The organism is Rufibacter aurantiacus (genome assembly GCF_017916345.1).
In the GTDB taxonomy this organism is placed as follows: domain Bacteria; phylum Bacteroidota; class Bacteroidia; order Cytophagales; family Hymenobacteraceae; genus Nibribacter; species Nibribacter roseolus.
In genome coordinates this window covers 102,598-125,260 of the sequence record NZ_JAFMSV010000004.1, presented here as the reverse complement: position 1 = coordinate 125,260, position 22,663 = coordinate 102,598, and the positions used below count along the sequence as shown (strand labels likewise).

Below are 22,663 nucleotides of genomic sequence, written 5' to 3'. Positions count from 1 at the left end.
TTTTGGAGCTGGTTTTTCTAAGTCGGCTCCAAAACGGGTTTTCTTCATGTAGGCATTAGCCAAAGAGGCACAAAAAAGAGGGCACGCTTTAAGTAGCGTGCCCTCTTATGCATTTAAACCCTTTGGCTCTCTTTACGGGTAATTGTTGGTGATGTTGTCATCCTGGTCATGGGTGAAGGAAGCATGTTCCTGCACGTGCGGTTCAGACGATGATCGGTTATAAGGGTTGCTGGCATAGCCTGGCCAGGTTCTTTTCACACGGGCATAGGTTCGGTTACTTTTACGCCGTTTGGTGAGGGCGTAAGTGGCCAGACCTGCCAGGGCTACCAATCCGGCAGTAGCCAGAACCTTGGGCACGGTATTGCTCACGTTTGGCGGGAGCTGAACCACGCCGTTGCGGTCTGTGATGGCAGGCTCAGGTACATAGCGTCCTTTAGACGGAATGGCCAATTGGTCAAACAACCGCGATAGCTCATCCAGGCCTTGCTTCAGTTCTTGGCCTTGCATAGGCAGGCCGTGGCCGGTGGCCGCAATCTCCGGCCGCAGGTCATGGAGTTTCCTTACCGAGGCGCGGGCCGAAACCCAGTCTGGCGTGAAATACGCCGGAGGTCCGCAGACTTCCTGTTTCTGGGTAAGCACCGCCAATGCAGATTCTGGTTTCCTGGTCACAAAGGCATCGCCGGCAATAAGTAACCGGTCATGCTCTCTGAAGAAGGAAACGTGCCCCGGCGAGTGGCCCGGCGTCTCCAGCCACTTCCACTCGGGCAGAAACGGTACTGATCCGTCTGAGGGAAGCAGTTCCAGCCGGCCCCTGAAAGTGATGGGCTTTTTAGGATACATGAAAGACAGGTAAGCCATGCCGCCGCCGCCCACGCTTGAGTCTGGCGGAGGGTAGCTGGACAAACCGGTAAGGTAAGGCAGCTCCAGCGGATGCGCGTACACGGGCACCTGCCAGATGTCGGCCAGGGTTTGCAGGGCGCCTACGTGGTCAAAGTGGCCGTGCGTGAGCAGAATGGCTTTGGGCGGGTTGCCTTTGCCAAACTTGTCCTCAGCGGCCTTTCTGATTCTATCGGCAGAGCCGTATAGACCGGCATCTATCAACACCCAGGACTTGTCTGGGTTCTCAATGTAGTACAGGTTCACAAACACAATCTCCATGCCCATGACACCTGGTGCCACGTGAAAAGTGGAGTGCTGCTTCTGCCGAAGAACGTTGGTTAACTGGTCTTGCATATATCTGTCCAGATCAGGTTGATTAACTATCTAAACGGCCAAAAACGCTGAGTTCATCACCGGTATCATGGCGGGAGTTCTCGTCTTCGTCTGTGGATTTGCCGCCCTGGCCGCCTTGGCTGTTGCCCGGCTGCTGGCCACCCTGTTTGAAACTGGCGTTGCCTTTGGCCTCGGCACCTGGTTCCTCTGAGGTGTTTTTCAGCTCATCTTGCGATTCTTTTCCGTTAGGCAGCTTTTCCTTTTCGTTAAACTTATTGTCGTTTTCCATGGTGCAGTATGATTTATGTTTCAAAAACAAGTAAAAACCGGCAGAGCCGGCATGTGTTTGTACGAGCAGATGAAAAAGAGGGTGTCTTCTGGCCGAGAAATTCTAACCCGCGGAGTTGGAAAAGTCAGAATCCGTGCGTAAACTAGTCATACCAATATCCCGAGGTACATGTGATCTGGACGGAGGAGTTTAAGAGAACAGCAAAGAAGAGAGTCATGTGCCGTAGGAATTTTTCTCACCTGTTTATAGTTAATAAGACATGGTAAATCTGATCTATCCACCTAGCTATATGGCGGTTTACGCCAAGTGCATTGATGCCACCCTTCCTAGCTTTGAGCCTGAAGAATGGGTTCAGGAAGGGCATGTTTATGTAGTAAAGCATTTTACAGAGCCTTTGAACCAGGAAGAAGGAATGGCGGTGACCATTATTGACGATGCCGGCGAAGAGATTCACCCATCGCCCTCACACTGGAGTTTCTCCTCAAACCGTTTTGAGCTGTTCTCCATTTTCCTGAACTAGGCGTTTAACAGCTCTTTTCAAGAAAAGAGCCCCAAAACAGAAAAGGCTGACCCGCAGGTCAGCCTTTTCTGTTTTAAAGGTTAGTGGTTTGCAAGCATTCCGTCCCCCTTTAAAGGGGATAGGGGGATGACAAGGTCGCATCAAGAACCGGTGAATTCTGCTAAGAGAAAGGGCAACCACAAGTGATTGCCCCTACAATTCGGGAATGCCTTGATCAGCACGAGTAGTCATCCCCCTACCCCCTCAAAGGGGGACGATATGCGTCAAGAATAGAACCTTCTAAGTTCACCCTAAAACTGGAAACCAGCTCTCAGCAGGAATTGGCTCTGTTCTGGCGTGGAGGCAAACCCGGCGGAGATGACAATCTGGTTCAGGGGCGAAATCCACAGTCCGCCGCCGTAGCTTCGGTGCCATTTGTCTGAGTTTTCGTTCTTCATCCATACGCGCCCAATGTCATGGAACCCTAAGATACCCAGTGAGGCCGGAAACAGATAGGTAGTGAAACTGAACAGGCGCAGGCGAGCCTCGGTGTTGTTGTAGAAGCTGCTCTGCCCGCTGAAGCGGTTGCGTCGGTAGCCCCGCAGCATGGTGGGCCCATCCAGATACTGCGCTTGGAAGAACTCAAAGCCATCTCCGAAGGTATGGCCGCCACCGAAACGGGTAGCCAGCGTGAGTTTCAGAGGAATGCGTATTGTCTGATAGAGGGCAAATTGAGAATGCACCCGCGCCACATCTGAGGCGCTCTGGTTTACGCCTTTCAACACGTCACCGGCTACCTGCCAGAATACCCCTTTGGCCGGCAAGGCCGGATGATCCCGGGAATCCAGGGTGTACTCTACCCGGGCACCGGCGTAGGCTTTTGGCTCATAATACCCTACAAACTGGTCAGACCCTTTTAACTGATCTGGCAGGAAACGGTCGGTGGTGCGGTCCACGTTCACATTCTGGTACACCGGTCCCGCAAAGAGACTCTCGTACTCGCTGAGCTTGCCACCCAATAAGGCGTTGGCATAAAGCTGCGATGACTGGAACCGGTAGTAATCTATGTCAATGTCTGGGTTGAAGACGGTTTCATTGCCCAACCCGAAGAAGTTCTCGGCGAAGCCGGGGCTCTTGAAGTTCACGTTCAGCTTCACGTCCATGCCTAACCGCAGCCTTGGGAAATGCGCGGCGTAGTCCACCAGGAAGGATTGCGTGTTGAAGGCGTAGGTGCCTACCAGGCGCTGCATCATGCCATAGGGCTGCTTCTGGAAACCCTGGGTTTTGAGCAACACGCCGGCGCCCAGCAACAGACCATCATCGCGGTTAGATTCAAGGGACAACAGCGGCCCCAGATAATTGTAGTTGAAGCTTCTGCGGTCATACACGGGTGTTTTGCGCAGGTGGGTGAGGTTGCGGGCCTCAGGACCTAACTGCAGTTGCGCCCCGTTGGGCTGGTCATAGACGTAGGTGAGGCGGCGCAAGCCTGCCACGCTGGAACTGTCGGTGATCTTGTCCTGGCCATCGCCCCCAATGATTCTTACCCTGATGCCGTCTTCGGCTTTGCCCTGCACGTTAAATTCATCTGCCCCGCCTAAACCGTACAGTCTGATCTCGCGGGTTTCACCTGGTTGGAAGAGGCGTCGGTAGAGCTGGTCTTTGGCGGAGTTGCCGCCTTTTTTGTAGATGGTCACCAGGGTGGCGCCGCCGGCCTCTCGCTGCACCTCAAAACGCTCGTCCAGGTCGGTGCCTACTACGTCTACTTTTTGGGCCAGGAACTCATAGTAGTCCTCGGCATCGCGTTTTATGTAGGCGCGGCGTGCTTTTAAGGTGTTGGCCAGACGGGCTCCGGAGATTTTCTGGATCTCAGGCGGCAATTGGCGCACGGCTTCTTCAATGGCTTCGTCGGTGAGGCTGGCGCGGACAGAATCGGCCATGGCTACCCAGTCAGAGCGCTCCAGGCCGGTGAGGAAGTAGCGGTCAAAGTAGCGGTTGTTGAAGTTGAAGCCTTTGATGTCGCGCAGGCTCTCGTCAAACCCCTGTACCTTGGGCAGAATCCAGCGCCGACTGGCGATGTTGGGGATCACGCCCTGGTTCACGAAGAAAGCCTGGTCGCGGTCGCGCGGGATGGGTTTATAGATTTTGCCTTTGCCTTCTTTCTCAAACTCGGCCCAGCGCCACTGATCATCGTGGCGGTCCCAGTCGGCCATGAAGAAATCCAGGAGGCGCGCGCGCAGCAGGCTCATCTGGTCTACTTCGTCGTTCTGGTCTTCCAGGGTGTTCTCCAGGACTTTGTCAGTGCCTACCACGTTTTTGGCGTTCCCGAAGCTGGGCATATCAGACATATCCTCATCAGGGCGCTCTTCAAACAGGCCAATGGTATTGGCAAACCCTTTGAGGTACCTGCCAAACCTGGGGTCATCCGGAATCACGAAATACTGCGGGTTGGTATGGTACACCCCCACGGCATCGGCGAGCTTGGGTGCCACCAGGGAGCCGTACGGGTGCGAGGCCGAGATCTGATCTTTCACCACATCGGCGGCTAGGGTCTGGCGCAGAATGCGGGGCAGGGCCGCATCAGGGTACTTTTCTACAGAACGCAGCACGTACTGGCGACCGGTGCTGTCTTCCAGCCGCAAAGACACGGTCTGGAAACCGCCGCCGCGCTGTACCACTTTAAGGCCGCCGTTTTGGGTGCCAATATCAAAAACCGGCAAGGTAACGGGCGCTTCCCACTCAGGGCGGTAGTTCTGGCCCAGTAGCCACTCCCTGAAAGCACTGGCTTTATACACCTGGCTGGCGGGCAGCGTGGCCGTTTTCCCAGCAAAGCTGAGGTTCATTTTCTTTGTTTGCTCCTCCAGTTGTTTCTGGGTGGGTTTGCGGGAGAGCAGCATGCGGTGGGCCACCTGTCCCTGGGCGCTTTGCGCGTCTGGTGCGGTCCAGATCTCCAGCCAGGTTTCGCCGTTGGGGAAGTACATCAGCTTCACCAGCCCTGCCGATGCCTGTTTGAAAGTTGGTTGTGTGTCGTGAGGCTGAGGCAGTTTTTTCATACCGGCTCCGGCACCCAGGTAATGGATGCTGTCATGGAAGGCATGGGTCAGGGCCGCGGAGTTTCCCTCGGCGTGGACCAGCCCTTTGTGCTGGCTATACATCTGGGCCAACTGACGGTGCATGAGGCGGTATTCCAAACCCTTTATCTCCGGCGAAATGCTCATGGCTACCAGCAGGTTCTTGTCCTCGTTGCTGCGGAGCACGTCATCCAGGGCAGCCAGCGTGGCGGTGCCGCCGGTGGTGGGGCAACCGCGCTGTTCTTTGTCGTCGTCCATGCGGCGGTTGGGCAGCAGCCACTGGGTGTCCAGCAGGAGCAGGTGCACATCATCGGTGAGGGCAATGTCGGCGGGGCCGGGGCAGTAGTTCTCCGGCTGAATGAGCTGCTCGTTTTTCAGGTACTGGGAGATGAAGCGTTCCTGGTTTCTGATCTCGGGCACCAAACGGCCTTTGGCATCGTGCTCGCCCGGCATGAGAATGATCTTGCCTTCATAGCCCTGCAGGTAATTGAGCTGGGTCTGGAGTTGAGCCTCCAGTTCTTTGCGGTTGGCGGCAGAAACGCTAGGTAATCTGGCGGGCTGGAATGGGTTGCCGATGAATACAACGGTGCTGTTTTTGCCCGCGCTCTTGAGTTGGTTTTGCAGCAGCGGCAGCGGCGCGGTGGAGCTTTGGCCAGGCGCCGAGCGGCCGGCCAACAGTACGGTGTACGATGGGGAGTCAGATGGCAGGGCCGGCAATTGGGCCAAGGCCACAGCGGGGCCTATTAGCCAGGCGCAAATCTGAAGCAGGATTACCCTCAAGGGTAAAAGTTCTCTCATGGTCATGATATTAGATGCTGGCCGCTTCTTTGTTTCAGGCTTCTTTTCTAAAAACCGAGGCTAAAACAGGAAGAAACTCTTAGGTATAAGTTGGGGACAACCAGACACGTTTGCCGCTGTTTACGCAGTTTGGGCCCTTTTAGGTTAAGAAGATAGCTTTTTTAAGATTTTTAGCTCCGGAGGAGAGCCGGGGCTAGAAGGATTTTCAGAAAGTTGCCCCAGATGGAATAAGTAGCCCGTTTTGCTTGTTATCCCGGGAGAGAACGATTTTATGCCCACACTAGAGAAAGACCTGCGTCAGGCTATTCTGGCCCTGCCTGCCACCCGCAAAGACAAATTGCTGCTTCAACTGCTGAATTCCCAACCCGTGCTGCAGGACCAGCTTCGGTTTGAGCTGCTGGAGGGCCCCGAAGGGTTAGAGCTGAGGCGTGAGGCCCTGGCGGCCCAGGTGCAAACCGTTACCCAAGGCTTCTATTACAATGCTACTGAGTTGCTGATCTGCCTCCGGGCCTTGTGCCCGCCCCTGAGTTACCACGCCAAAATAACTAATGATGTGTACGGAGAAATCAGCCTGCTTTTGTTGCTGCTGCAGGAGGTGTTAGTGCATCAGAAAGAGATGCTGCAGACCCTAACCGGAGGAACCGAAGCACTGGGCCTTTTCCTGGCCAAACGCGCCGAGGAGATGCTGCAAAAGCTAAGCAAGCTGCATGAAGACCTGCACGTAGAATTTTCCGATGCCGTGAACGAAATGTTGCCCAGGCTGCACGCCTCGGCCGCTGGTTACGCCGCCAGAAAATTGGGCCTCCCGCTGCAATGGAAGTAACCAGCAGTGTAGATTAAATGAGTTCTGATCTCCAAAGGTAAAGACGAAGGCTGCAGAGAAAATCGGGTTCGTGGACAAGGGGTGATTAGGCCTGCAAAAGACTTGTATGCTTGTGTTTTTATTGGGGAGTTATCTTTTGGTTAAGGAGGGAATTCCCTTATGAAGAATCCATGGCCAGCACCGTTTTACAACTGATTTTCAGAAACCAGACCCAGAACAGATAACTAAAACTTAAGATGGTGGCTAGACCAAAAGAGCTTTGGTGAAGCTGGACTACGCCGCCTCCAGCCAGTAACTCTCGGGGGCACCTGCGTGCAATGCTCTGATGGTGAAAAGGCAACCATCCAGATCGTCCTGTAGCTGACACGCCCAGATCACCAGCACCTGCCAACCGGCGGCTTTCAGTTTCTCCCGGTGGCGTTGGTCTCTTTCCTGGTTGCGGGCAAATTTCTCGGTCCAAAAAGGAAGGTTGGTTTTAGGCATGGCCGGCAAACAATGCGGGCAGCGATGCCAGAAACACCCGTGAATGAAGATTGCGAGCCGGCGGCCGGGGTAGCAGACATCGGGCTTGCCCGGTAGCTTTTTCCAGTGCAGCCTATAACCCCGCAAACCGCCGTGCCAGAGTGTCCGGCGCAGCAGCAACTCGGGCTGCGTGTGCTTGGCCCGGTTCCCGCGCATGTACCGGCTAATACGTTCCTGAGCGGTAAGGGGTGCAGTTTCTGCGGCTGCGTATTTCTTCTTTTTCTTGGGCATGCGGGTGGCGTGTGTACAGAAAACGCAAACGCTGCCCAGAGAGTGCCGCCAAGATGCCTTCTTTTAGCTACCCATAATGGAATAGCCCCAAAGCCAGAAATGAAAGAAGCTGTTTAGGGGCTATTTCTTCTAAAACAGCCTTTAAAGACAAGAGCCCCGCTTAATAGAATAAGCGGGGCTCTTGTCTTTAAAGGTAAGAATTGCCTTAAGGAGTCACTACTTCTTCGGCATCAGAGAACTGGTTGCTGTTACCGTAAGAAACCAGCACAATGGCGCCAATGGCCACTGCGGCCACAGACAGCACCAGCTGCACCGGGGTCATTTTCTGTCTTACTTTCAACAACATTCTGCCGGCATCAGAAAGCAGGTCTGGAAGCACGTCGTGGTTGCCTTGGTACACGCTCACAATAGATTCTACGGTTCTAGCGAAATCTTTTGGTTGTACCAATTGGGTAGATGTATTCTGTGTTTGTTCCATAGTTTTTTTCTCTGTGATAGTGATCTGTTTGTAAATGAAAAATCCCGACCTGCGCCGTAAGGCAGGGCCGGGATTTTTATACGCAAATAAATACGCTTAGGTCAATCTTTTTTGCAAGTTACGCTACCTGGCCACCTGCGCCACGCACGGCCTCGTCTATTTTCTGGATAATCTTGTCTGGGCTAAACATCATGCTGGCCGGAAAGCTTACCTGTACGTTGTTGATCTGCAGCGTTTGGGAAGCTTCTTCATAGGCATAGTCGGCGGTCACGCCTTGTTTGGAAACACGTCCGTTGTTGCCTGCCAGCTCAATGCCGGCGGCGCTCAATTTGCCTCTAAGGTTGTTGTACAGTTCTGGGGTAATGCCTTTGTACGTAGCACTGTTTGCCATAAGGGTAGTATTAAGGTTGTGGATAGAATAATCTAACGCAGAGGGCAACGCAAGGTTAACTTCTGCTCTAAAGCTTAAAGATATATGTTTTCCGGCGGTTTCCCGTAAAAAGAAGGAGACAGACTTTGCCCCTTCTTTCTGAACCTTTCCCGCCCAATTGAGGTAAAGCTGAACTCAAAATCTAAACTTATAAATGAAGAGGAGGATTTTTCTGGCACTGTTAGGGGCGCTATTCCTTTACGGATTAGTGCGCTTGTTCTTTGCCAACCAGCCTCCTGAAAATAGGAATGGCTCAGTGGGCTTCTTTGGTGATTCTGGGCTTAAAAGATTTCCGCAGGATAGCGTGATGGTCAGTGCCGGCGACCACTATCAGCTCAACAGGGTGGGCGAGTTTTTCCTGGGCCGTCACTACCGGCGGGTCTGGGCCGAGCCGGTCAAAGCCAAAGTCTTTCGCATGAACGAGGTGCTGGGTGGGCTCTCCATTGAGAAAATTGGGGGTGGCATGCAAACCACCAGCCTTACCCTTACAGATTCCTCGGGCCGGCGGTTTGCGCTGCGGTCCTTGGACAAAGACCCGGTCAACGTGCTTTCTCCCTTTTGGCGCAAAACCTTCGTGGGCTCCTTTGTCCGCGACCAGGTGTCGGCTACTAACCCTTATGCCGCGCTGGTGGTGGCACCCTTAGCCGAGGCCGCCGGCATTTTCCATCCTACCCCGCAGCTGGTGTATGTGCTTCCCGCAGACCAGGACTTCAAGCAGTACTCCAACCTGTTCGGGAATAAGCTTTTCATGATGGAGGAGAAGTTCACGTCCCGGGCCTCGCTGGCAAAGAAGTTTGGGGCGGCCACTGATCTGGTGGATACAGAAGAGATGCTCAGGCGCCGATATAGATCCAGCCGCCACCGCATAGACCAGTGGGCGTTTGCCCGGGCCCGCCTCCTTGATTTGCTGCTCAGTGATTGGGACCGCCACGAAGGCCAGTGGGATTGGGCCGTTTATGCCCATAAGCAAGAGGTTTGGTACAAGCCCATTCCCAAAGACCGTGACCAGGCCCTCTGCCTCTATGACGACGGGCTCATTCCCTGGCTGGCCACCAGAAAGTTTGCCATGCGCAAGTTTGAATCTTTCCACCCCAAGTTTAAGGATGTATATGGGCTCACCATCAATGCGGCCTTCCTGGATGCCCGCGCCCTTTCTGAGGTCTCTTTGGTTGATTTCAGGCGGCTGGCCCGGGAGATGCAGGCAAACCTGTCTGATTCTGTCTTGCGCGCAGCGGTGAAGCGTATGCCGCCGCCCGTATATAAACTGGTAGGAGAAGACACCTATAGAAAACTGAGGAGCCGCCGGCAGCTTCTGGTGCAGACCGCCGAGGAGTACTATAAGATCCTATCCAAAGAGGTAGCTGTGGTAGGAGCCGATGAGCCCGAGCGGTTTGTGGTGCAGCGTCTCTCGCAGGGAAGAACGGTGGTAGAGGTGTATAAACTAGGCAAAGGGAATATTAACGGAGAGAAAATTTACAGCCGCACCTTCTTTGTGGGAGAAACCGAAAAAATCAGTCTGTATGGCCTGAACGGAGACGATATTTTTGATGTCAACGGCTCTTCTGCAAAAGGCAGCTATGTCAATATTTACGGCGGCCCGGGAGCAGACCAGGTAAACGATAAGTCCAGCGTGGAAGGCTGGCGCAAGAAAACGGTAGTCTTTGATGATTCAGGTGGCGTGCAGTTGCAGGCGGGGCCTATTACGGAAGCTAAGCTCTCCGGCACCGCCGGTGAGGTGCCTGCCTTTGTGCGGGTGCGGATACGCCCTTAAGGGTTGTTACGCTTTATGCCAGTTTCTGCAAAACCAGCCTTTAAACGCTTCTGCGGGTTTTACTCCATGCTTTGCAGCACTTTTACTAAATCATGAGCCCGCAGCATCCCCCTTATGGCATGTTCCCCAATGATCATGGTGGGCACCGCCGTGACTTTCTGCTCTTCGTACGCGTGGGTAAGGGCAGCCTGGTGGGCCTCTTTGTATCTGCGGGAGACCACTGCCTCTCTGAAAGCATCTGGGTTCAGGCCTATTTCTGCCGCAAGTTTAGTGAGTACCTCAATGTCTCCAATGTCTTGGCTCTCCTGGAAAAAGGCAGTGAACATGCGGTGCGTATAAGCGTTGCCTTTGCCCTGTTCTTTCGCGAACTGGAAGCCCTCAAAAGCCAAGTGCGTGTAAGGCTGCGGCGAAACACCAGGCAATTGGATTTTTACACCCAGTTCTTCGGCCATAGGGTAGACAGAATGCTTCCAGGTGGTTTGTAGGTAATTCTCCTCGGGCCGCAGGGTAGGGGTAGGTTCGGGCCTGAGCTCAAACGGCATCCATTCCACCTCTATTTCCTTGCCCAGCATCCGCTGCGCTTTCACTACTTCCTCCTCGGCCAGGAAACAGAAAGGGCAGACATAATCTGAATAGACGGTTATTTTTGCCATAAGACTAGTTGTTGCTTTCACCTTTTCTACGGCAGTATTGCGGAAGATGGCATGGAGACAGAAAATAATCATCTTGAAAGTCTGTCGCCAAACTGCACACTAAAGTTCTGCCAAAGGGTGTTTAGAGAAGAAATTCTAAGGCAGTAGAGGGGCTCTTATTGCCAAGGAAAAAGAAAGAGAAGGGTATCCTGAAAATTGAATATTGGAAAGAGTGGGAGAAAATGGAGGAATAAAAGGCCTGGTTTTACTAAAGGTTTGTCTCTTATCTATTTATCCATAATTTCGCCAAAATCAAAAATTTTCACGTATCCCATACATGAGATTTTTACGCACGGGCAAATACGCCAGAAAATCAATATCAAATTGATAATGATGGTTGTATATTTGTTTATGCGGATTTATGATTATGTGTATTGGTCAAGATTTTATAATTTGCCTTGAATTAGGTAAGTACTATCAATTTTTATGGATAAATACTCATATATAGCCAACGCGCACGGTGCGTACATTGATGAGCTGTACAAGCAGTATCAGCAAGATCCGGGTTCAGTGGATTTTGGTTGGCAGAAGTTTTTTGAAGGATTTGATTTCTCCCAAAACTATCCTAGCGAAAACGGGAACGGGGTTGCGGTGGCTTCCAAGCCAACTGCCGCCGTTGCTGCCCCCAGCGGAGCGTCTGCCGGTGAGATAGACAAGGAAATCAAAGTCCGCAATTTTATTTACGCCTATCGTTCCCGCGGTCACCTTAAGTCTAACACCAACCCGGTAAGACCCCGCAAAGACCGTAAGGCCCTGTTGGACCTCGCTGATTTTGGGCTTTCTGAAGCCGATCTGGATACCAAATTCCAGAGTGGCGCAGAACTGGGCTTGGGCACTGCTACCCTCCGCGACATTGTTGCCACCCTGAAAAAGGTGTATGAAGGCACCATCGGGTTTGAGTTTATGTACATCCGTGACCCGGAAGTATTGGAGTGGTTCAAGCAGAAAGCTGAGAAAGAATCGGTGGGCTTCAACCCCTCTGTTGACTATAAGAAACGCATCCTGTCTAAGTTGAACGAGGCAGTGGTGTTTGAGAACTTTCTGCATACCAAATTCTTGGGTCAGAAGCGTTTCTCTCTGGAAGGTGGCGAAACCACTATTCCGGCGTTGGATGCTATCATTGACAAAGGTTCTGAGCTGGGCGTAGAGGAAGTGGTGATAGGCATGGCGCACCGCGGTCGTTTGAACGTGCTGGCCAACATCATGGGCAAAACCTACGAGCAAATCTTCTCTGAGTTTGAGGGAACTGCCGTTCCGGATTTGACCATGGGCGATGGCGACGTGAAATACCACATGGGCTTCTCCAGTGAGGTAAACACGCCATCCGGCGGAAAAGTGAACCTGAAACTGGCACCTAACCCTTCGCACTTAGAGGCGGTGAACCCAGTAGTAGAAGGTTTTGTACGCGCCAAGCTGGACTCTATGTACGGCCGTGACACAAACAAAATCCTTCCAATCCTCATCCACGGGGATGCGGCCGTGGCCGGACAGGGCATCGGTTACGAGGTAACCCAGATGGCGAAACTGGAAGGCTACAGCACCGGCGGTACCATCCACTTCGTGATCAACAACCAGGTTGGCTTCACTACCGACTTCGAGGACGCCCGTTCTTCTATCTACAGCACTGATTTGGCTAAAATCATTGACGCTCCGGTTCTGCACGTAAACGGTGACGATCCAGAGGCTGTGGTATTTGCGGTGCGTTTAGCTACGGAATACCGTCAGCGTTTCCACAACGATATCTTTATTGATATGGTGTGCTACCGCCGCCATGGCCACAACGAGGCAGATGAGCCTAAGTTCACCCAGCCGCAGTTGTATAATCTCATCTCCAAGCATGACAACCCAAGAGAAGTCTACAACAAAGAGTTGATCAGACGCGGGGAGGTTGACGCTAAGGTGGCAGAGGAAATGGACAAGGAGTTCCGCCAGATGCTGCAAGACCGTCTGGACATGGTTAAACAAAAGCCATTGCCTTATAACTACCAGGTGCTGGAGAAAGAATGGCAGGAACTGCGCCGGTCTAAACCAGAGGATTTCAACCAATCTCCTGAAACGGGTATCTCCCTGGAGGCCGTGGAGAAAGTAGGGAAAGCCCTAACCACTTTGCCAGAGAACTTCAAACCGCTGAAGCAGATTGAGAAACTAACCAAAGAGCGCCAGGACATGTTCTTTGGAAGCCGTACATTGAACTGGGCTTCGGCAGAGTTGTTAGCTTATGGCTCCATCCTCTTAGAAAACAAAATTGTGCGCATGAGCGGGCAAGACGTGCAGCGGGGTACTTTCTCGCACCGTCACGCCGTGTTGCATGATGCCAATACCAGCGCCGCTTATACCAACCTGAACCACATCCAGGAAGGTCAGCAGAAACTGCAGATCTATAACTCCCTGCTGTCTGAGTATGGCGTGCTGGGCTTTGAGTTCGGCTACGCTATGGCCAACCCTAACGCGCTGGTGCTATGGGAAGCACAGTTCGGTGACTTCGCTAACGGATCTCAGGTGATGATTGACCAGTTCATCTCCTCTACGGAGTCTAAGTGGCAGCGCATGAACGGTTTGGTGATGCTATTGCCGCACGGCTACGAAGGCCAGGGACCGGAGCACTCCAATGCCCGTCCTGAGCGTTTCCTGCAGTTGGCCGCTGAATACAACATGTACGTGACCCAGTGTACCACGCCGGCTAACTTCTTCCACATGCTGCGTCGCCAGTTGGCCACGCCGTTCCGGAAGCCGTGTATCCACATGTCGCCTAAGTCTATGTTGCGTCACCAGAATGTGATGTCGCCTATCGAGGACTTTACCCAGGGTTCTTTCCAGGAGGTAATTGGTGATGTGTACGCCGATGCAAAGGCCGTAACCAAAGTGTTGCTGTGTACCGGTAAAGTGTACTATGACCTGTTGGAAGAACAGCAGAAAACCAACCGCAAAGACGTGGCCATCATCCGTCTGGAGCAGTTGCATCCGTTCCCGCAGGTACAGTTAGACCGCGAGTTGAGCAAATACCCTAACGCGCAGATCTTCTGGGTACAGGAAGAGCCGTACAACATGGGTGCCTGGACGTACATCCTCAGCGTGATGCGCAAAGGCATTGATGATGTGGTTTCCCGTAAGCCAAGCTCATCGCCGGCTACTGGTTACAACAAAATCCACCAGAAAGAGCAACGCGCTGTGGTTGAAAAAGCATTCAGCATCTAACATAAGACAAAGAGCTGTTTAGGGCCTGTTTTACAGGAAACAGGTCCTAAACAGTCTTAAGTATCATCTTAAGCCAAAAGAGAAATATGAGCTTAGAAGTAAAAGTACCGGTGGTTGGGGAATCCATCACAGAAGTAACCATTGCAAAATGGTTAAAACAAGACGGCGACCAGGTTGCCATGGACGAGGTGATCTGCGAACTGGAATCTGACAAAGCCACCTTTGAGTTACCCGCCGAAGCCGCCGGTATTCTAAGAATCAAAGCCCAGGAAGGCGATACCATTGCTATTGGAGAAGTAATCTGCACTATTGATGGTGCTGGCCAAGGTGCTTCTGCCCCGCAGCCTGCCACCGTTTCTACCCAGCACAGCCTTACTGAGTCTAAATCTGTGACAGACCCGCAAAGTACCGTAGCTGCTGAGAACACCCCAAGCCAGGGCATTCCTAACCAACCGCAAGGTGGTGGAGCCGGCCAGACCTTGGAGGTGAAAATTCCAACGGTAGGTGAGTCTATCTCTGAAGTAACTATCTCCAAATGGCTCAAAGCCGACGGTGACCAGGTGTCTATGGACGAGGTTCTCTGCGAACTGGAGTCTGATAAAGCCACGTTTGAACTGCCTGCCGAGGCGGCCGGGGTTCTGAGAATCGTGGCCCAGGAAGGTGAGACCGTGGAAATTGGTGCTACCATCTGCCGCATTGAAGTAGGTGCTGGTTCTGGTGTGTCTACCGCGCCTGCCCCGCAGACCGTGGCCGCAACGCAACCTGCCCAAGCTGCTGCTGCAACTTCAGGCGCTACTACCTACGCCAGCGGTACGCCATCGCCGGCTGCCGGCAAAATCCTTTCTGAGAGAGGCATCAATGCTGCAGATGTGAATGGTACCGGCAGAGATGGTCGTATTACCAAAGAAGACGCGCAAAACGCGCAGGCTCGTCCGGCTGCTCCGGCGCCTCAGCCTGCCGCCGCCCCTGCTGCCCCTGCTGCCAAGGAATCTGCTGCTCCGGCCCCGGCCGCTCCAGGATCCCGCAACAGCCGCCGCGAGAAGATGAGCAGCTTGCGTAAAACAGTTGCCCGCCGTCTGGTAGCGGTGAAAAATGAAACGGCCATGTTGACCACCTTTAACGAGGTAGACATGAAACCGATCATGGACATCCGGGCCAAGTACAAAGACAAGTTCAAAGAGAAGCACGAAGTAGGCTTAGGCTTTATGTCGTTTTTCGTGAAGGCTTGTACCGTGGCCCTGCAGGAGTGGCCAGCGGTGAACGCCCAGATAGATGGCGGTGAGATCGTATACAATGATTTCTGTGACGTGTCTATCGCGGTGTCTGCGCCTAAAGGTCTGGTGGTGCCGGTGATCCGCAATGCCGAAGGTCTGAGCCTGGACGGTATCGAGAAAGAAGTTGTTCGTCTGGCCAAGCGCGCCCGCGAAAACAAACTGGGTATTGACGAGATGACCGGTGGTACCTTCACCATCACCAACGGTGGGGTATTCGGTTCCATGATGTCTACGCCAATCATCAATGCGCCGCAGTCGGCTATTCTGGGGATGCACAACATCGTGAACCGTCCGGTGGCTATCAACAATCAGGTAGAGATCAGACCAATGATGTATCTGGCGCTTTCTTATGACCACCGCATCATTGATGGTCGTGAGTCAGTGAGTTTCCTGGTGCGCGTGAAAGAGTTGCTGGAAGACCCAATGAGATTACTTCTTGGAGTCTAAGCTTGCGCTTTACGCGTGAATTCGTAAAAATGAGTTAAAAACGAAAGGCTCCGTGCTGCTGGACAAGAGCGGGTACGGAGCCTTTCTTCACATAAAAAGAAAGAACATGAAATACGATGTAACGGTAATCGGTTCAGGTCCAGGAGGCTACGTGGCCGCTATCCGCTGTGCGCAGCTGGGGTTGAAAACCGCCATTATTGAGAAATATTCGGTTTTGGGTGGTACCTGCCTTAACGTGGGCTGTATTCCGTCCAAAGCGCTGCTGGACTCGTCTGAGCATTTCCACAACGCTGCTCATACCTTCAAAACGCACGGGATTGAACTGGAGAACCTGCAGGTGAACATAGAGCAGATGATCGCCCGCAAAGGTGATGTGGTGAAATCCAACAACGACGGGATCTCTTACCTCATGAAAAAAAACAAGATCGATGTGTACAACGGTCTGGGTTCTTTCGTGAACAAAAACACCATCAAAATCGCTGGTCAGGACGGTGCCGAGCAGCAGATTGAGACAGATAAAACCATCATCGCTACCGGCTCTAAGCCCATCAGCCTGCCTTTCCTGCCGCTTGATAAGAACCGCATCATCACTTCTACCGAGGCGTTAACCTTGAAAGAGGTACCAAAGCACATGATCGTGATTGGCGGCGGTGTGATTGGTCTGGAACTGGGATCAGTGTATGCCCGCCTCGGCGCGAAAGTGACCGTGGTGGAATTCACCGATGCCATCATCCCAACCATGGACCGTGCCTTGGGCAAAGAGCTGCAGCGGGTTTTGAAGAAGACACTAGGCTTTGAATTCTTCTTCGGGCACAAAGTAACCGGCGCACAAGTAGAAGGCGACGTAGTGAAAGTGACTGCCGAGAACCAGAAAGGACAAACCGTGACGTTTGAAGGCGACTACTGCTTAGTTTCTGTAGGTCGTAAGCCATACACCGAAGGCTTAGGCCTGGAAAACGCGGGCGTACAGCTGGGTGAGCGCGGTATGATTGCCGTAGACGATCACCTGCAAACCAACGTGCCCGGCATCTACGCCATCGGGGACGTGATCAGAGGTGCTATGCTGGCGCACAAAGCTGAGGAAGAAGGAGTGTTGGTAGCCGAGCAACTGGCCGGCCAGAAGCCGCATATCAACTACAACTTGATTCCGGGTGTGGTATATACCTGGCCAGAAGTGGCTGGCGTAGGTTTCACCGAGGAGCAGCTTAAACACCAGGGAGTAGCCTACAAATCTGGTTCGTTTCCGTTCAAAGCCTCAGGCCGTGCCAAAGCATCTATGGACACCGACGGTTTCGTGAAGGTGTTAGCTGATGCCAAAACCGATGAGATCCTGGGCGTGCACATGATTGGGCCACGGGCCGCGGACATGATTGCCGAGGCCGTGGTAGCCATGGAGTTCCGTGCCTCTGCTGAGGACATCGCCCGGATGAGTCACGCACACCCTACCTACACCGAGGCAATGAAGGAAGCTTGTCTGGCGGCTACTGAGAACAGGGCCATCCATATATAAGAATTCAATAGCTATAAAAGAAAGGGCTCTCCTGATGCAGGAGAGCCCTTTCTTTTATGCTTTGTTTCAAGCCCGTTTTCAGGAAAACAGGCTTGAAACATTATTAGAAGTTCCAACCAACAGTAGCGATAAAGTTGGTATTAGAAATTTTATTAGTAACAGTGGGCACCGTTAAGTTGTAGAACTCTGAGTTCTGATCGTTCGCCTCCAGGTTGGTGTAAGGCGAGTACATGCTGTTGTATTTGCTATACACCAGGGCACCGTCAATAAAGAAGTTGTTTTGCCTGATCCCGAAACCACCGGTGTAGTAAGACCGGGCCTGATCTACGTCGCTGTTTTTGAACGGATCTCCGTACAGGGCATAGCCGGCTCTCACCCTGAAGATGTTGAACCGAGCCTCGGCGCCTAAGCGGTAGTTCATGGCTTTGTCATACACATTCTTGATGGTCTGGTTCTCGTTCTGGAAAGAATCATCAGAGTCCAGGCGGGCGTTGCTGTAGTCTACGTACTCCACATCGGCAGTGATGAAACCGTTTTTACCCAGGAAGAACGCTGCCCCACCGCTAGCTCTGAAAGGAGTGGTAAGGCTGTACTCGTACTCACCCGGATCGGTGGAGAAGTATTGGTTCAATGATGCGCCGTCTTCCGGAGCCTGGTTGAAGTTCACAGTGAGGCTGGTATTATATCGGTCTGTTAAGGTGTACCAGGTAGGCGTCTGCACCGAGAAGCCTAAACGCAAGGCATCACTCGGCCGATAGATGGCGCCTACCCGCAGGCTCAAACCAGATCCTTCAGTGGTTAAGTCATCGCGCAGGCTCAGGTCCGTGATGTCAGTGGCTGGGCCTTCCTCAGAGTACGTTCTGGTTTGCTTGAAACGCAGGGTGGTCAAGCCCAAAGACGCGCCCACAAAAATCTTGTCTCTAAAACTGGCGCCGTAGGCAAAGTCCCACTGGTTCTGCGAGCCTGTGGTCTGGATGTTCTCCTGGAAGGCGTTTGTCTCTACCCAGTTAGGATAATAATATCCCTGCGCATCCTGGTCAATGAGGTACGTCTCATAGGCCAGTTCCTGGAGTGAATTGGTGTTCAGGCCAAAGGCATTCGCTCGTTGGGCTGCATACTCGCCAAACTTCAGGTTCTGCTCAGGGCCCGTAGCCCGGTAGAAACTACGCTGGTTGAAGTTGTTCTGCCTGGTAAAACCAATCCCGAAAGAACTGGAACGCCAGTCACCTTCCTCGTCATCGGCTTTGCGGGTAGAGAATACCGCCGAAAAGCCCGGGATGTTAAGGTTGTTTCGGCTGTTGGTGGCCTGTGAACCATAGACCGTGCTGTTGACCTCGTTCACGTTCACCCCGGCAGATACCGTGATCTCAGAACGTCTGAAAAGACCCAAACCAGCCGGGTTGGTAGAAAAAGAACCGGCGTCGCCGCCCAAGGCCACGTTGGCACCGCCAAGGCCCATAGAGCGGGCAGTGCCGCCAAATTCAGTACGGGAATAACGGAGAGCATCTACCTCATTCTGGGCAAAGCTCTTCCCGGCACTGCCTAGCAAAGCCAGGCAGGCCAAAAGAAAGCTATATCGTTTCATGTAGTTAAAGAGAAGGGGGATTAATTTCTGCCTCTGCGACCACCGCCACCAGAGCTGCTTCCGCCGCCGCCAGAAGAACCAGAGGAGGAGGAACGGGAAGGCTCATAAGAAGGGCTTGGGTCATAAGAGCGAGTACGGGCTTCTGTTTGTCTTTGAACCGGAGCAGGTGTGTAGTCAACTGAGCGTTGGCGTCTGGTTGGCTGTACGCCTTCAGAGCTTCCGGAGCTGGTACGCACTCTTCTTTCCTGAGACGAAACGCCTATCTCCTGTGACTGAGTGCCGGTTGGCATCTGTCTGCGGCGTGGCTGTACAGTTCCGTCTGCGTTGGTTACACTGTTACGGGAAGAAGACCGGTTTCTGTAACCTGGCTCCAAGGCCGTTACATTGCTGGATCTGTGAGTGCCTGGGGCGGCAATGCTGCCACGGCCATCACGGGAAATATTGGGGTTGCGGCCGCCTACGTTAGAACTTCTGTCATCTCTGCGTCCGTAAGCCACCCGGTTAGCGATCACCCTGCCACCGTAGAAGCTGTCATAGTAACCACCGCCGTATCTGTAAGGGTTGTAACCATAACCATAGCCATAACCAAGGCCATATCCCCAAGGGTTATAATATCGGCCAAAGCCCAGACCTATACCGATAGAGAGACCAGGGGTTGGCCAGAATGGGTCATACATGGCCATGCTTGCCATACTTGGTCCGTAGAACGGATCATAGAAAGGATCCAGCCAAGGGTTCATCATCACGGCTCTGGAGTAGTAGCGGCCGGGATAATAGAACGGAGCTTGGTAAGCGTAGTACGGGTTCCCGAACGGCGCGTCATAGTAAGAGTACTGGTAAGGCGTGCTGTTGCGGCGGTTCTGGGCATAGGACTCTGGGTCGCTCACGCGCTCGGTGATGTCCCGGTCAGCGTCATCCACTCCAGCGGCATCTGCCTCGCTCACCTCTTGCTCCTGGGCCACAGGCTCAACGTAGGTTACTTTGTCTGAAGAGGAAAAATACACGTCATCTGCCTCGCTGGTCTGCAGATTGGATGACGTGCTACACCCGGCCGCCAGGAAGCCCAGCAGCGGCAGTATGAGCAGTTTATTTGTATAATATTTCATTGGAGTATAGTTGTTGGTAATGGATGCTAGATCAATTCACGAGCCCAAACAAGAGTATCCGGTTCGCCAACGTTTCTATTCGGATATATTAACGTATTTTTGAGCCGAAAAGGTATGGATTCGCCCAAGAAATAAAGCAAAATCTATGCCGCGTTATTTAAGAATCGCTATATATTTCTTCTCTATCAAAGATACAAAAAATGAGCAAAGGGTTGCCTAAACGAAGTGAGGATTATTCTCTCTGGTATAATGAGTTAGTGAAACGGGCCGGGCTTGCCGAAAACTCGGCGGTGCGCGGGTGCATGGTCATAAAACCGTACGGTTACGCCATCTGGGAAAAGATGCAGCGCGTCCTGGACGATATGTTCAAAGCTACTGGACATACCAACGCGTACTTCCCCCTATTTGTGCCCAAAAGTTTGTTTGAGGCCGAAGAACAGAACGCCGAGGGTTTCGCCAAGGAATGCGCCGTGGTGACCCACTACCGCCTGCAAACCGACCCAGACAAGCCCGGCAAACTGCGGGTAGACCCCAACGCCAAACTGGAGGAAGAACTCATTGTACGCCCTACCTCAGAAGCCATTATCTGGAGCACCTACAAAGGCTGGATCCAGAGCTACCGCGACCTGCCATTGCTCATCAACCAATGGGCGAACGTAGTGCGCTGGGAAATGCGTACCCGCCTGTTCCTGCGTACCGCCGAGTTCCTTTGGCAGGAAGGTCACACCGCCCACGCTACTGAGAAAGAAGCCATCGCGGAGACCGAGCAAATGCTGCACGTCTACGCCGATTTTGCGGAGAACTTCCTGGCGCTGCCTGTGGTACGCGGAAAGAAAACCCCTAATGAGCGTTTCGCCGGAGCCCTAGACACCTACTGCATTGAAGGTTTGATGCAAGACGGAAAAGCTCTGCAAGCCGGTACCTCGCACTTCCTGGGCCAGAACTTCGCGCAGGCGTTTGATGTGAAATTCGCCACGAAAGAAGGCGGACTGGAGCACGTATGGGGAACTTCCTGGGGCGTGAGTACCCGTCTGATGGGTGCCCTGGTGATGGCGCACTCTGATGACGAAGGTCTGGTGCTGCCGCCAAAGCTGGCGCCTATCCAGGTGGTGATTGTGCCTATCTACAAAGGCGAGGAGCAGCTGGCACAGATCTCCGAGAAGGTGCTTGGCCTGAAAAAGCAACTGGAGGCCAAAGGCATCTCTGTGAAATACGATGACCGCGACACCGAGCGCCCGGGCTTCAAGTTCGCCGAGTGGGAGTTGAAGGGCGTTCCGGTTCGCATCGCCATCGGAGGCCGTGACCTAGAGAACGGCACCGCCGAAGTGGCCCGCCGCGACACCAAAGAAAAAGGCTCGCAAGCTTTTGATGACCTGGTGAACACCATCCCAGCCCTACTGGATGAAATTCAGGCCAACATCTTCCAACGTGCCCTGGACTTCAGAGAAGCCAACACCACCAAAGTTGATTCTTACGACGAATTCAAGCGCATCCTGGACGAGAAACCAGGCTTTGTGCTGGCTCACTGGGATGGCACCCCTGAGACCGAGGAACGCATCAAGGAAGAGACCAAAGCCACCATCCGCTGCATCGCTCTGGATTCACCAGAGGAAGAAGGCGTGGACATGGTCACCGGTAAACCTTCCAGCAGACGCGTGTACTTTGCCAGAGCGTACTAAGATTTGAAGATTTGGGAATGTGGAGATGTGAAAATGTCTCTCATTTTGACTAGGATAAGAAACGGGAGCCGCGTAAGTGGCTCCCGTTTTGTTTTGGGTCTGTTTTCTGGGAATTAGATCAAAAACGTAGCGTCGTTACACCGTGACGACGTGTCTCTATGAAACGGGAATGTCTCTCCCGGCTCAACCTTAAATCATTGCGAAGTAATCTTTGCGAGGGATGGGTTTGTTTTGTTTGCACCAACTGTCGCTTTCTTGAAACACGTCGTTACGGTGTAACGACGCTACAGATCTAGCAAAAGCAGGAAGGTAGAGCGTGTGATTTTGGCCTGTTTCCGGGAAAATAGCCCCAAAACAAAGCCGTGAGAATCGGGGCTTTCGTACTTTTACCGCTACAAACCTTTAAGTCAGTAGATCATGAAAAGCATCGCTATTTTTTGCGGGGCCAGCAGCGGCCACAATCCTGTTTACCGAGAAGCTGCCCAAGCATTGGGAACTTTGTTCGCGGAGAAAGGCATCCGCTTAGTCTATGGTGGCGGAAAGGTAGGGTTGATGGGCGTGATTGCTGATGCGGTGCTGGCCGGCGGTGGTGAGGTGGTGGGCGTGATTCCGCAGAGCCTGGTAGACATGGAAGTTGCCCACGCTGGCCTCACTAAACTGCACGTGGTGCAAACCATGCACGAGCGCAAGGCTTTAATGGCCGCTGAGTCAGACGCCTTCGTGGCCATGCCCGGAGGTTTCGGGACGTTTGATGAGTTCTGCGAAATCGTGACCTGGAACCAACTTAAGATCATCCAGAAACCAGCCGCGTTGTACAACGTGAACGGCTACTTCAATCCATTCCTGCAGATGATGGATCACAGCGTCACAGAAGGTTTTGTAAAGGCCGAGCAGCGCAACAACATCATCATCGCTGATAAGGGCGATGTCTTACTAGACCAAATCCTCAACCATTCACCCGTGATTACTGAGAAATGGGTGGATTTCAAGCGTATCTAGAAGCAGGACTTTCTGGATTAGAATGATTTTCAGGATTAAGCTGGTGAAGGCTCTC

Annotated in this window: 17 protein-coding genes; 8 read left to right on the top strand and 9 right to left on the bottom strand. The window is 52.9% G+C overall.

Going from position 1 to position 22,663, the window contains the following annotated elements:
- Positions 1–132 precede the first annotated feature (132 nt).
- On the bottom strand, positions 133–1,233 hold the full coding sequence (locus J3P34_RS15345; RefSeq protein ID WP_246849886.1) for an MBL fold metallo-hydrolase: 1,101 nt from the start codon (positions 1,231–1,233) through the stop codon (positions 133–135).
- Positions 1,234–1,255: 22 nt separating this feature from the next.
- Complete coding sequence (locus tag J3P34_RS15340) at positions 1,256–1,501, bottom strand: hypothetical protein (RefSeq protein ID WP_210462063.1); 246 nt, start codon at positions 1,499–1,501, stop codon at positions 1,256–1,258.
- 259 nt (positions 1,502–1,760) lie between these two features.
- On the opposite strand from J3P34_RS15340, the gene J3P34_RS15335 reads away from it, so the two are divergent.
- On the top strand, positions 1,761–2,021 hold the full coding sequence (locus J3P34_RS15335; RefSeq protein WP_210462062.1) for a hypothetical protein: 261 nt from the start codon (positions 1,761–1,763) through the stop codon (positions 2,019–2,021).
- Between the two features lie 290 nt (positions 2,022–2,311).
- Here J3P34_RS15335 and J3P34_RS15330 read toward each other — a convergent pair whose 3' ends face one another.
- Entirely contained in the window at positions 2,312–5,866 is a 3,555-nt protein-coding gene (locus J3P34_RS15330; RefSeq protein ID WP_210489549.1) for a BamA/TamA family outer membrane protein, read from the bottom strand.
- Between the two features lie 271 nt (positions 5,867–6,137).
- On the opposite strand from J3P34_RS15330, the gene J3P34_RS15325 reads away from it, so the two are divergent.
- Entirely contained in the window at positions 6,138–6,689 is a 552-nt protein-coding gene (locus J3P34_RS15325) for a hypothetical protein (protein WP_210489548.1), read from the top strand.
- Positions 6,690–6,962: 273 nt separating this feature from the next.
- Here J3P34_RS15325 and J3P34_RS15320 read toward each other — a convergent pair whose 3' ends face one another.
- The 3 genes from J3P34_RS15320 to J3P34_RS15310 form a co-directional block, all read right to left on the bottom strand.
- Positions 6,963–7,442: a very short patch repair endonuclease gene (locus J3P34_RS15320; protein ID WP_210489547.1), complete on the bottom strand. Its 480-nt coding sequence runs from the start codon at positions 7,440–7,442 to the stop codon at positions 6,963–6,965.
- Positions 7,443–7,647: 205 nt separating this feature from the next.
- Positions 7,648–7,920, bottom strand: coding sequence for a hypothetical protein (locus J3P34_RS15315; protein WP_210462058.1), 273 nt, complete (start codon positions 7,918–7,920; stop codon positions 7,648–7,650).
- Positions 7,921–8,038: 118 nt separating this feature from the next.
- Positions 8,039–8,311, bottom strand: coding sequence for a hypothetical protein (locus J3P34_RS15310; protein ID WP_210462057.1), 273 nt, complete (start codon positions 8,309–8,311; stop codon positions 8,039–8,041).
- A 193-nt stretch (positions 8,312–8,504) separates the two neighbouring features.
- Between J3P34_RS15310 and J3P34_RS15305 the strand changes: the two genes are divergently transcribed.
- Complete coding sequence (locus J3P34_RS15305) at positions 8,505–10,121, top strand: hypothetical protein (RefSeq protein ID WP_210489545.1); 1,617 nt, start codon at positions 8,505–8,507, stop codon at positions 10,119–10,121.
- A 59-nt stretch (positions 10,122–10,180) separates the two neighbouring features.
- Here the strand turns inward: J3P34_RS15305 and J3P34_RS15300 are convergent, their stop codons facing one another.
- Positions 10,181–10,774, bottom strand: coding sequence for a DsbA family oxidoreductase (locus J3P34_RS15300; protein WP_210489544.1), 594 nt, complete (start codon positions 10,772–10,774; stop codon positions 10,181–10,183).
- A gap of 465 nt (positions 10,775–11,239) precedes the next feature.
- Between J3P34_RS15300 and J3P34_RS15295 the strand changes: the two genes are divergently transcribed.
- The 3 genes from J3P34_RS15295 (at position 11,240) to lpdA (ending at position 17,239) form a co-directional block, all read left to right on the top strand.
- Complete coding sequence (locus tag J3P34_RS15295; protein ID WP_210489543.1) at positions 11,240–14,008, top strand: 2-oxoglutarate dehydrogenase E1 component; 2,769 nt, start codon at positions 11,240–11,242, stop codon at positions 14,006–14,008.
- 86 nt (positions 14,009–14,094) lie between these two features.
- Entirely contained in the window at positions 14,095–15,729 is a 1,635-nt protein-coding gene (odhB, locus tag J3P34_RS15290) for a 2-oxoglutarate dehydrogenase complex dihydrolipoyllysine-residue succinyltransferase (protein ID WP_210489542.1), read from the top strand.
- A gap of 106 nt (positions 15,730–15,835) precedes the next feature.
- Positions 15,836–17,239 carry a dihydrolipoyl dehydrogenase gene (gene lpdA, locus J3P34_RS15285; protein ID WP_210489541.1) on the top strand — a complete coding sequence of 468 codons (1,404 nt, stop codon included), beginning with the start codon at positions 15,836–15,838 and terminating at the stop codon, positions 17,237–17,239.
- 103 nt (positions 17,240–17,342) lie between these two features.
- Here lpdA and J3P34_RS15280 read toward each other — a convergent pair whose 3' ends face one another.
- Entirely contained in the window at positions 17,343–18,824 is a 1,482-nt protein-coding gene (locus J3P34_RS15280) for an OmpP1/FadL family transporter (protein ID WP_210489540.1), read from the bottom strand.
- A gap of 20 nt (positions 18,825–18,844) precedes the next feature.
- Positions 18,845–19,930 (bottom strand): hypothetical protein, encoded by a 1,086-nt coding sequence (locus tag J3P34_RS22260; protein WP_210489539.1) that lies wholly within the window; start codon positions 19,928–19,930, stop codon positions 18,845–18,847.
- A gap of 200 nt (positions 19,931–20,130) precedes the next feature.
- On the opposite strand from J3P34_RS22260, the gene proS reads away from it, so the two are divergent.
- Together proS and J3P34_RS15265 are read left to right on the top strand one after the other, a co-directional pair.
- Positions 20,131–21,609: a proline--tRNA ligase gene (gene proS / locus J3P34_RS15270; protein ID WP_210489538.1), complete on the top strand. Its 1,479-nt coding sequence runs from the start codon at positions 20,131–20,133 to the stop codon at positions 21,607–21,609.
- Positions 21,610–22,026: 417 nt separating this feature from the next.
- Complete coding sequence (locus tag J3P34_RS15265; protein WP_210489537.1) at positions 22,027–22,608, top strand: LOG family protein; 582 nt, start codon at positions 22,027–22,029, stop codon at positions 22,606–22,608.
- Positions 22,609–22,663: the final 55 nt, after the last annotated feature.

What these genes read in the sequence shown, in the direction of transcription:
- J3P34_RS15300 (WP_210489544.1), bottom strand. Translation starts at nt 10,774, where the DNA reads ATGGCAAAAATAACCGTCTATTCAGATTATGTCTGCCCTTTCTGTTTC.
- J3P34_RS15335 (WP_210462062.1), top strand. Translation starts at nt 1,761, where the DNA reads ATGGTAAATCTGATCTATCCACCTAGCTATATGGCGGTTTACGCCAAG.
- J3P34_RS15315 (WP_210462058.1), bottom strand. Translation starts at nt 7,920, where the DNA reads ATGGAACAAACACAGAATACATCTACCCAATTGGTACAACCAAAAGAT.
- J3P34_RS15310 (WP_210462057.1), bottom strand. Translation starts at nt 8,311, where the DNA reads ATGGCAAACAGTGCTACGTACAAAGGCATTACCCCAGAACTGTACAAC.
- lpdA (WP_210489541.1), top strand. Translation starts at nt 15,836, where the DNA reads ATGAAATACGATGTAACGGTAATCGGTTCAGGTCCAGGAGGCTACGTG.
- J3P34_RS15295 (WP_210489543.1), top strand. Translation starts at nt 11,240, where the DNA reads ATGGATAAATACTCATATATAGCCAACGCGCACGGTGCGTACATTGAT.
- J3P34_RS15305 (WP_210489545.1), top strand. Translation starts at nt 8,505, where the DNA reads ATGAAGAGGAGGATTTTTCTGGCACTGTTAGGGGCGCTATTCCTTTAC.
- J3P34_RS15345 (WP_246849886.1), bottom strand. Translation starts at nt 1,233, where the DNA reads ATGCAAGACCAGTTAACCAACGTTCTTCGGCAGAAGCAGCACTCCACT.
- proS (WP_210489538.1), top strand. Translation starts at nt 20,131, where the DNA reads ATGAGCAAAGGGTTGCCTAAACGAAGTGAGGATTATTCTCTCTGGTAT.
- odhB (WP_210489542.1), top strand. Translation starts at nt 14,095, where the DNA reads ATGAGCTTAGAAGTAAAAGTACCGGTGGTTGGGGAATCCATCACAGAA.
- J3P34_RS15325 (WP_210489548.1), top strand. Translation starts at nt 6,138, where the DNA reads ATGCCCACACTAGAGAAAGACCTGCGTCAGGCTATTCTGGCCCTGCCT.
- J3P34_RS15280 (WP_210489540.1), bottom strand. Translation starts at nt 18,824, where the DNA reads ATGAAACGATATAGCTTTCTTTTGGCCTGCCTGGCTTTGCTAGGCAGT.
- J3P34_RS15340 (WP_210462063.1), bottom strand. Translation starts at nt 1,501, where the DNA reads ATGGAAAACGACAATAAGTTTAACGAAAAGGAAAAGCTGCCTAACGGA.
- J3P34_RS22260 (WP_210489539.1), bottom strand. Translation starts at nt 19,930, where the DNA reads ATGAAATATTATACAAATAAACTGCTCATACTGCCGCTGCTGGGCTTC.
- J3P34_RS15330 (WP_210489549.1), bottom strand. Translation starts at nt 5,866, where the DNA reads ATGAGAGAACTTTTACCCTTGAGGGTAATCCTGCTTCAGATTTGCGCC.
- J3P34_RS15320 (WP_210489547.1), bottom strand. Translation starts at nt 7,442, where the DNA reads ATGCCCAAGAAAAAGAAGAAATACGCAGCCGCAGAAACTGCACCCCTT.
- J3P34_RS15265 (WP_210489537.1), top strand. Translation starts at nt 22,027, where the DNA reads ATGAAAAGCATCGCTATTTTTTGCGGGGCCAGCAGCGGCCACAATCCT.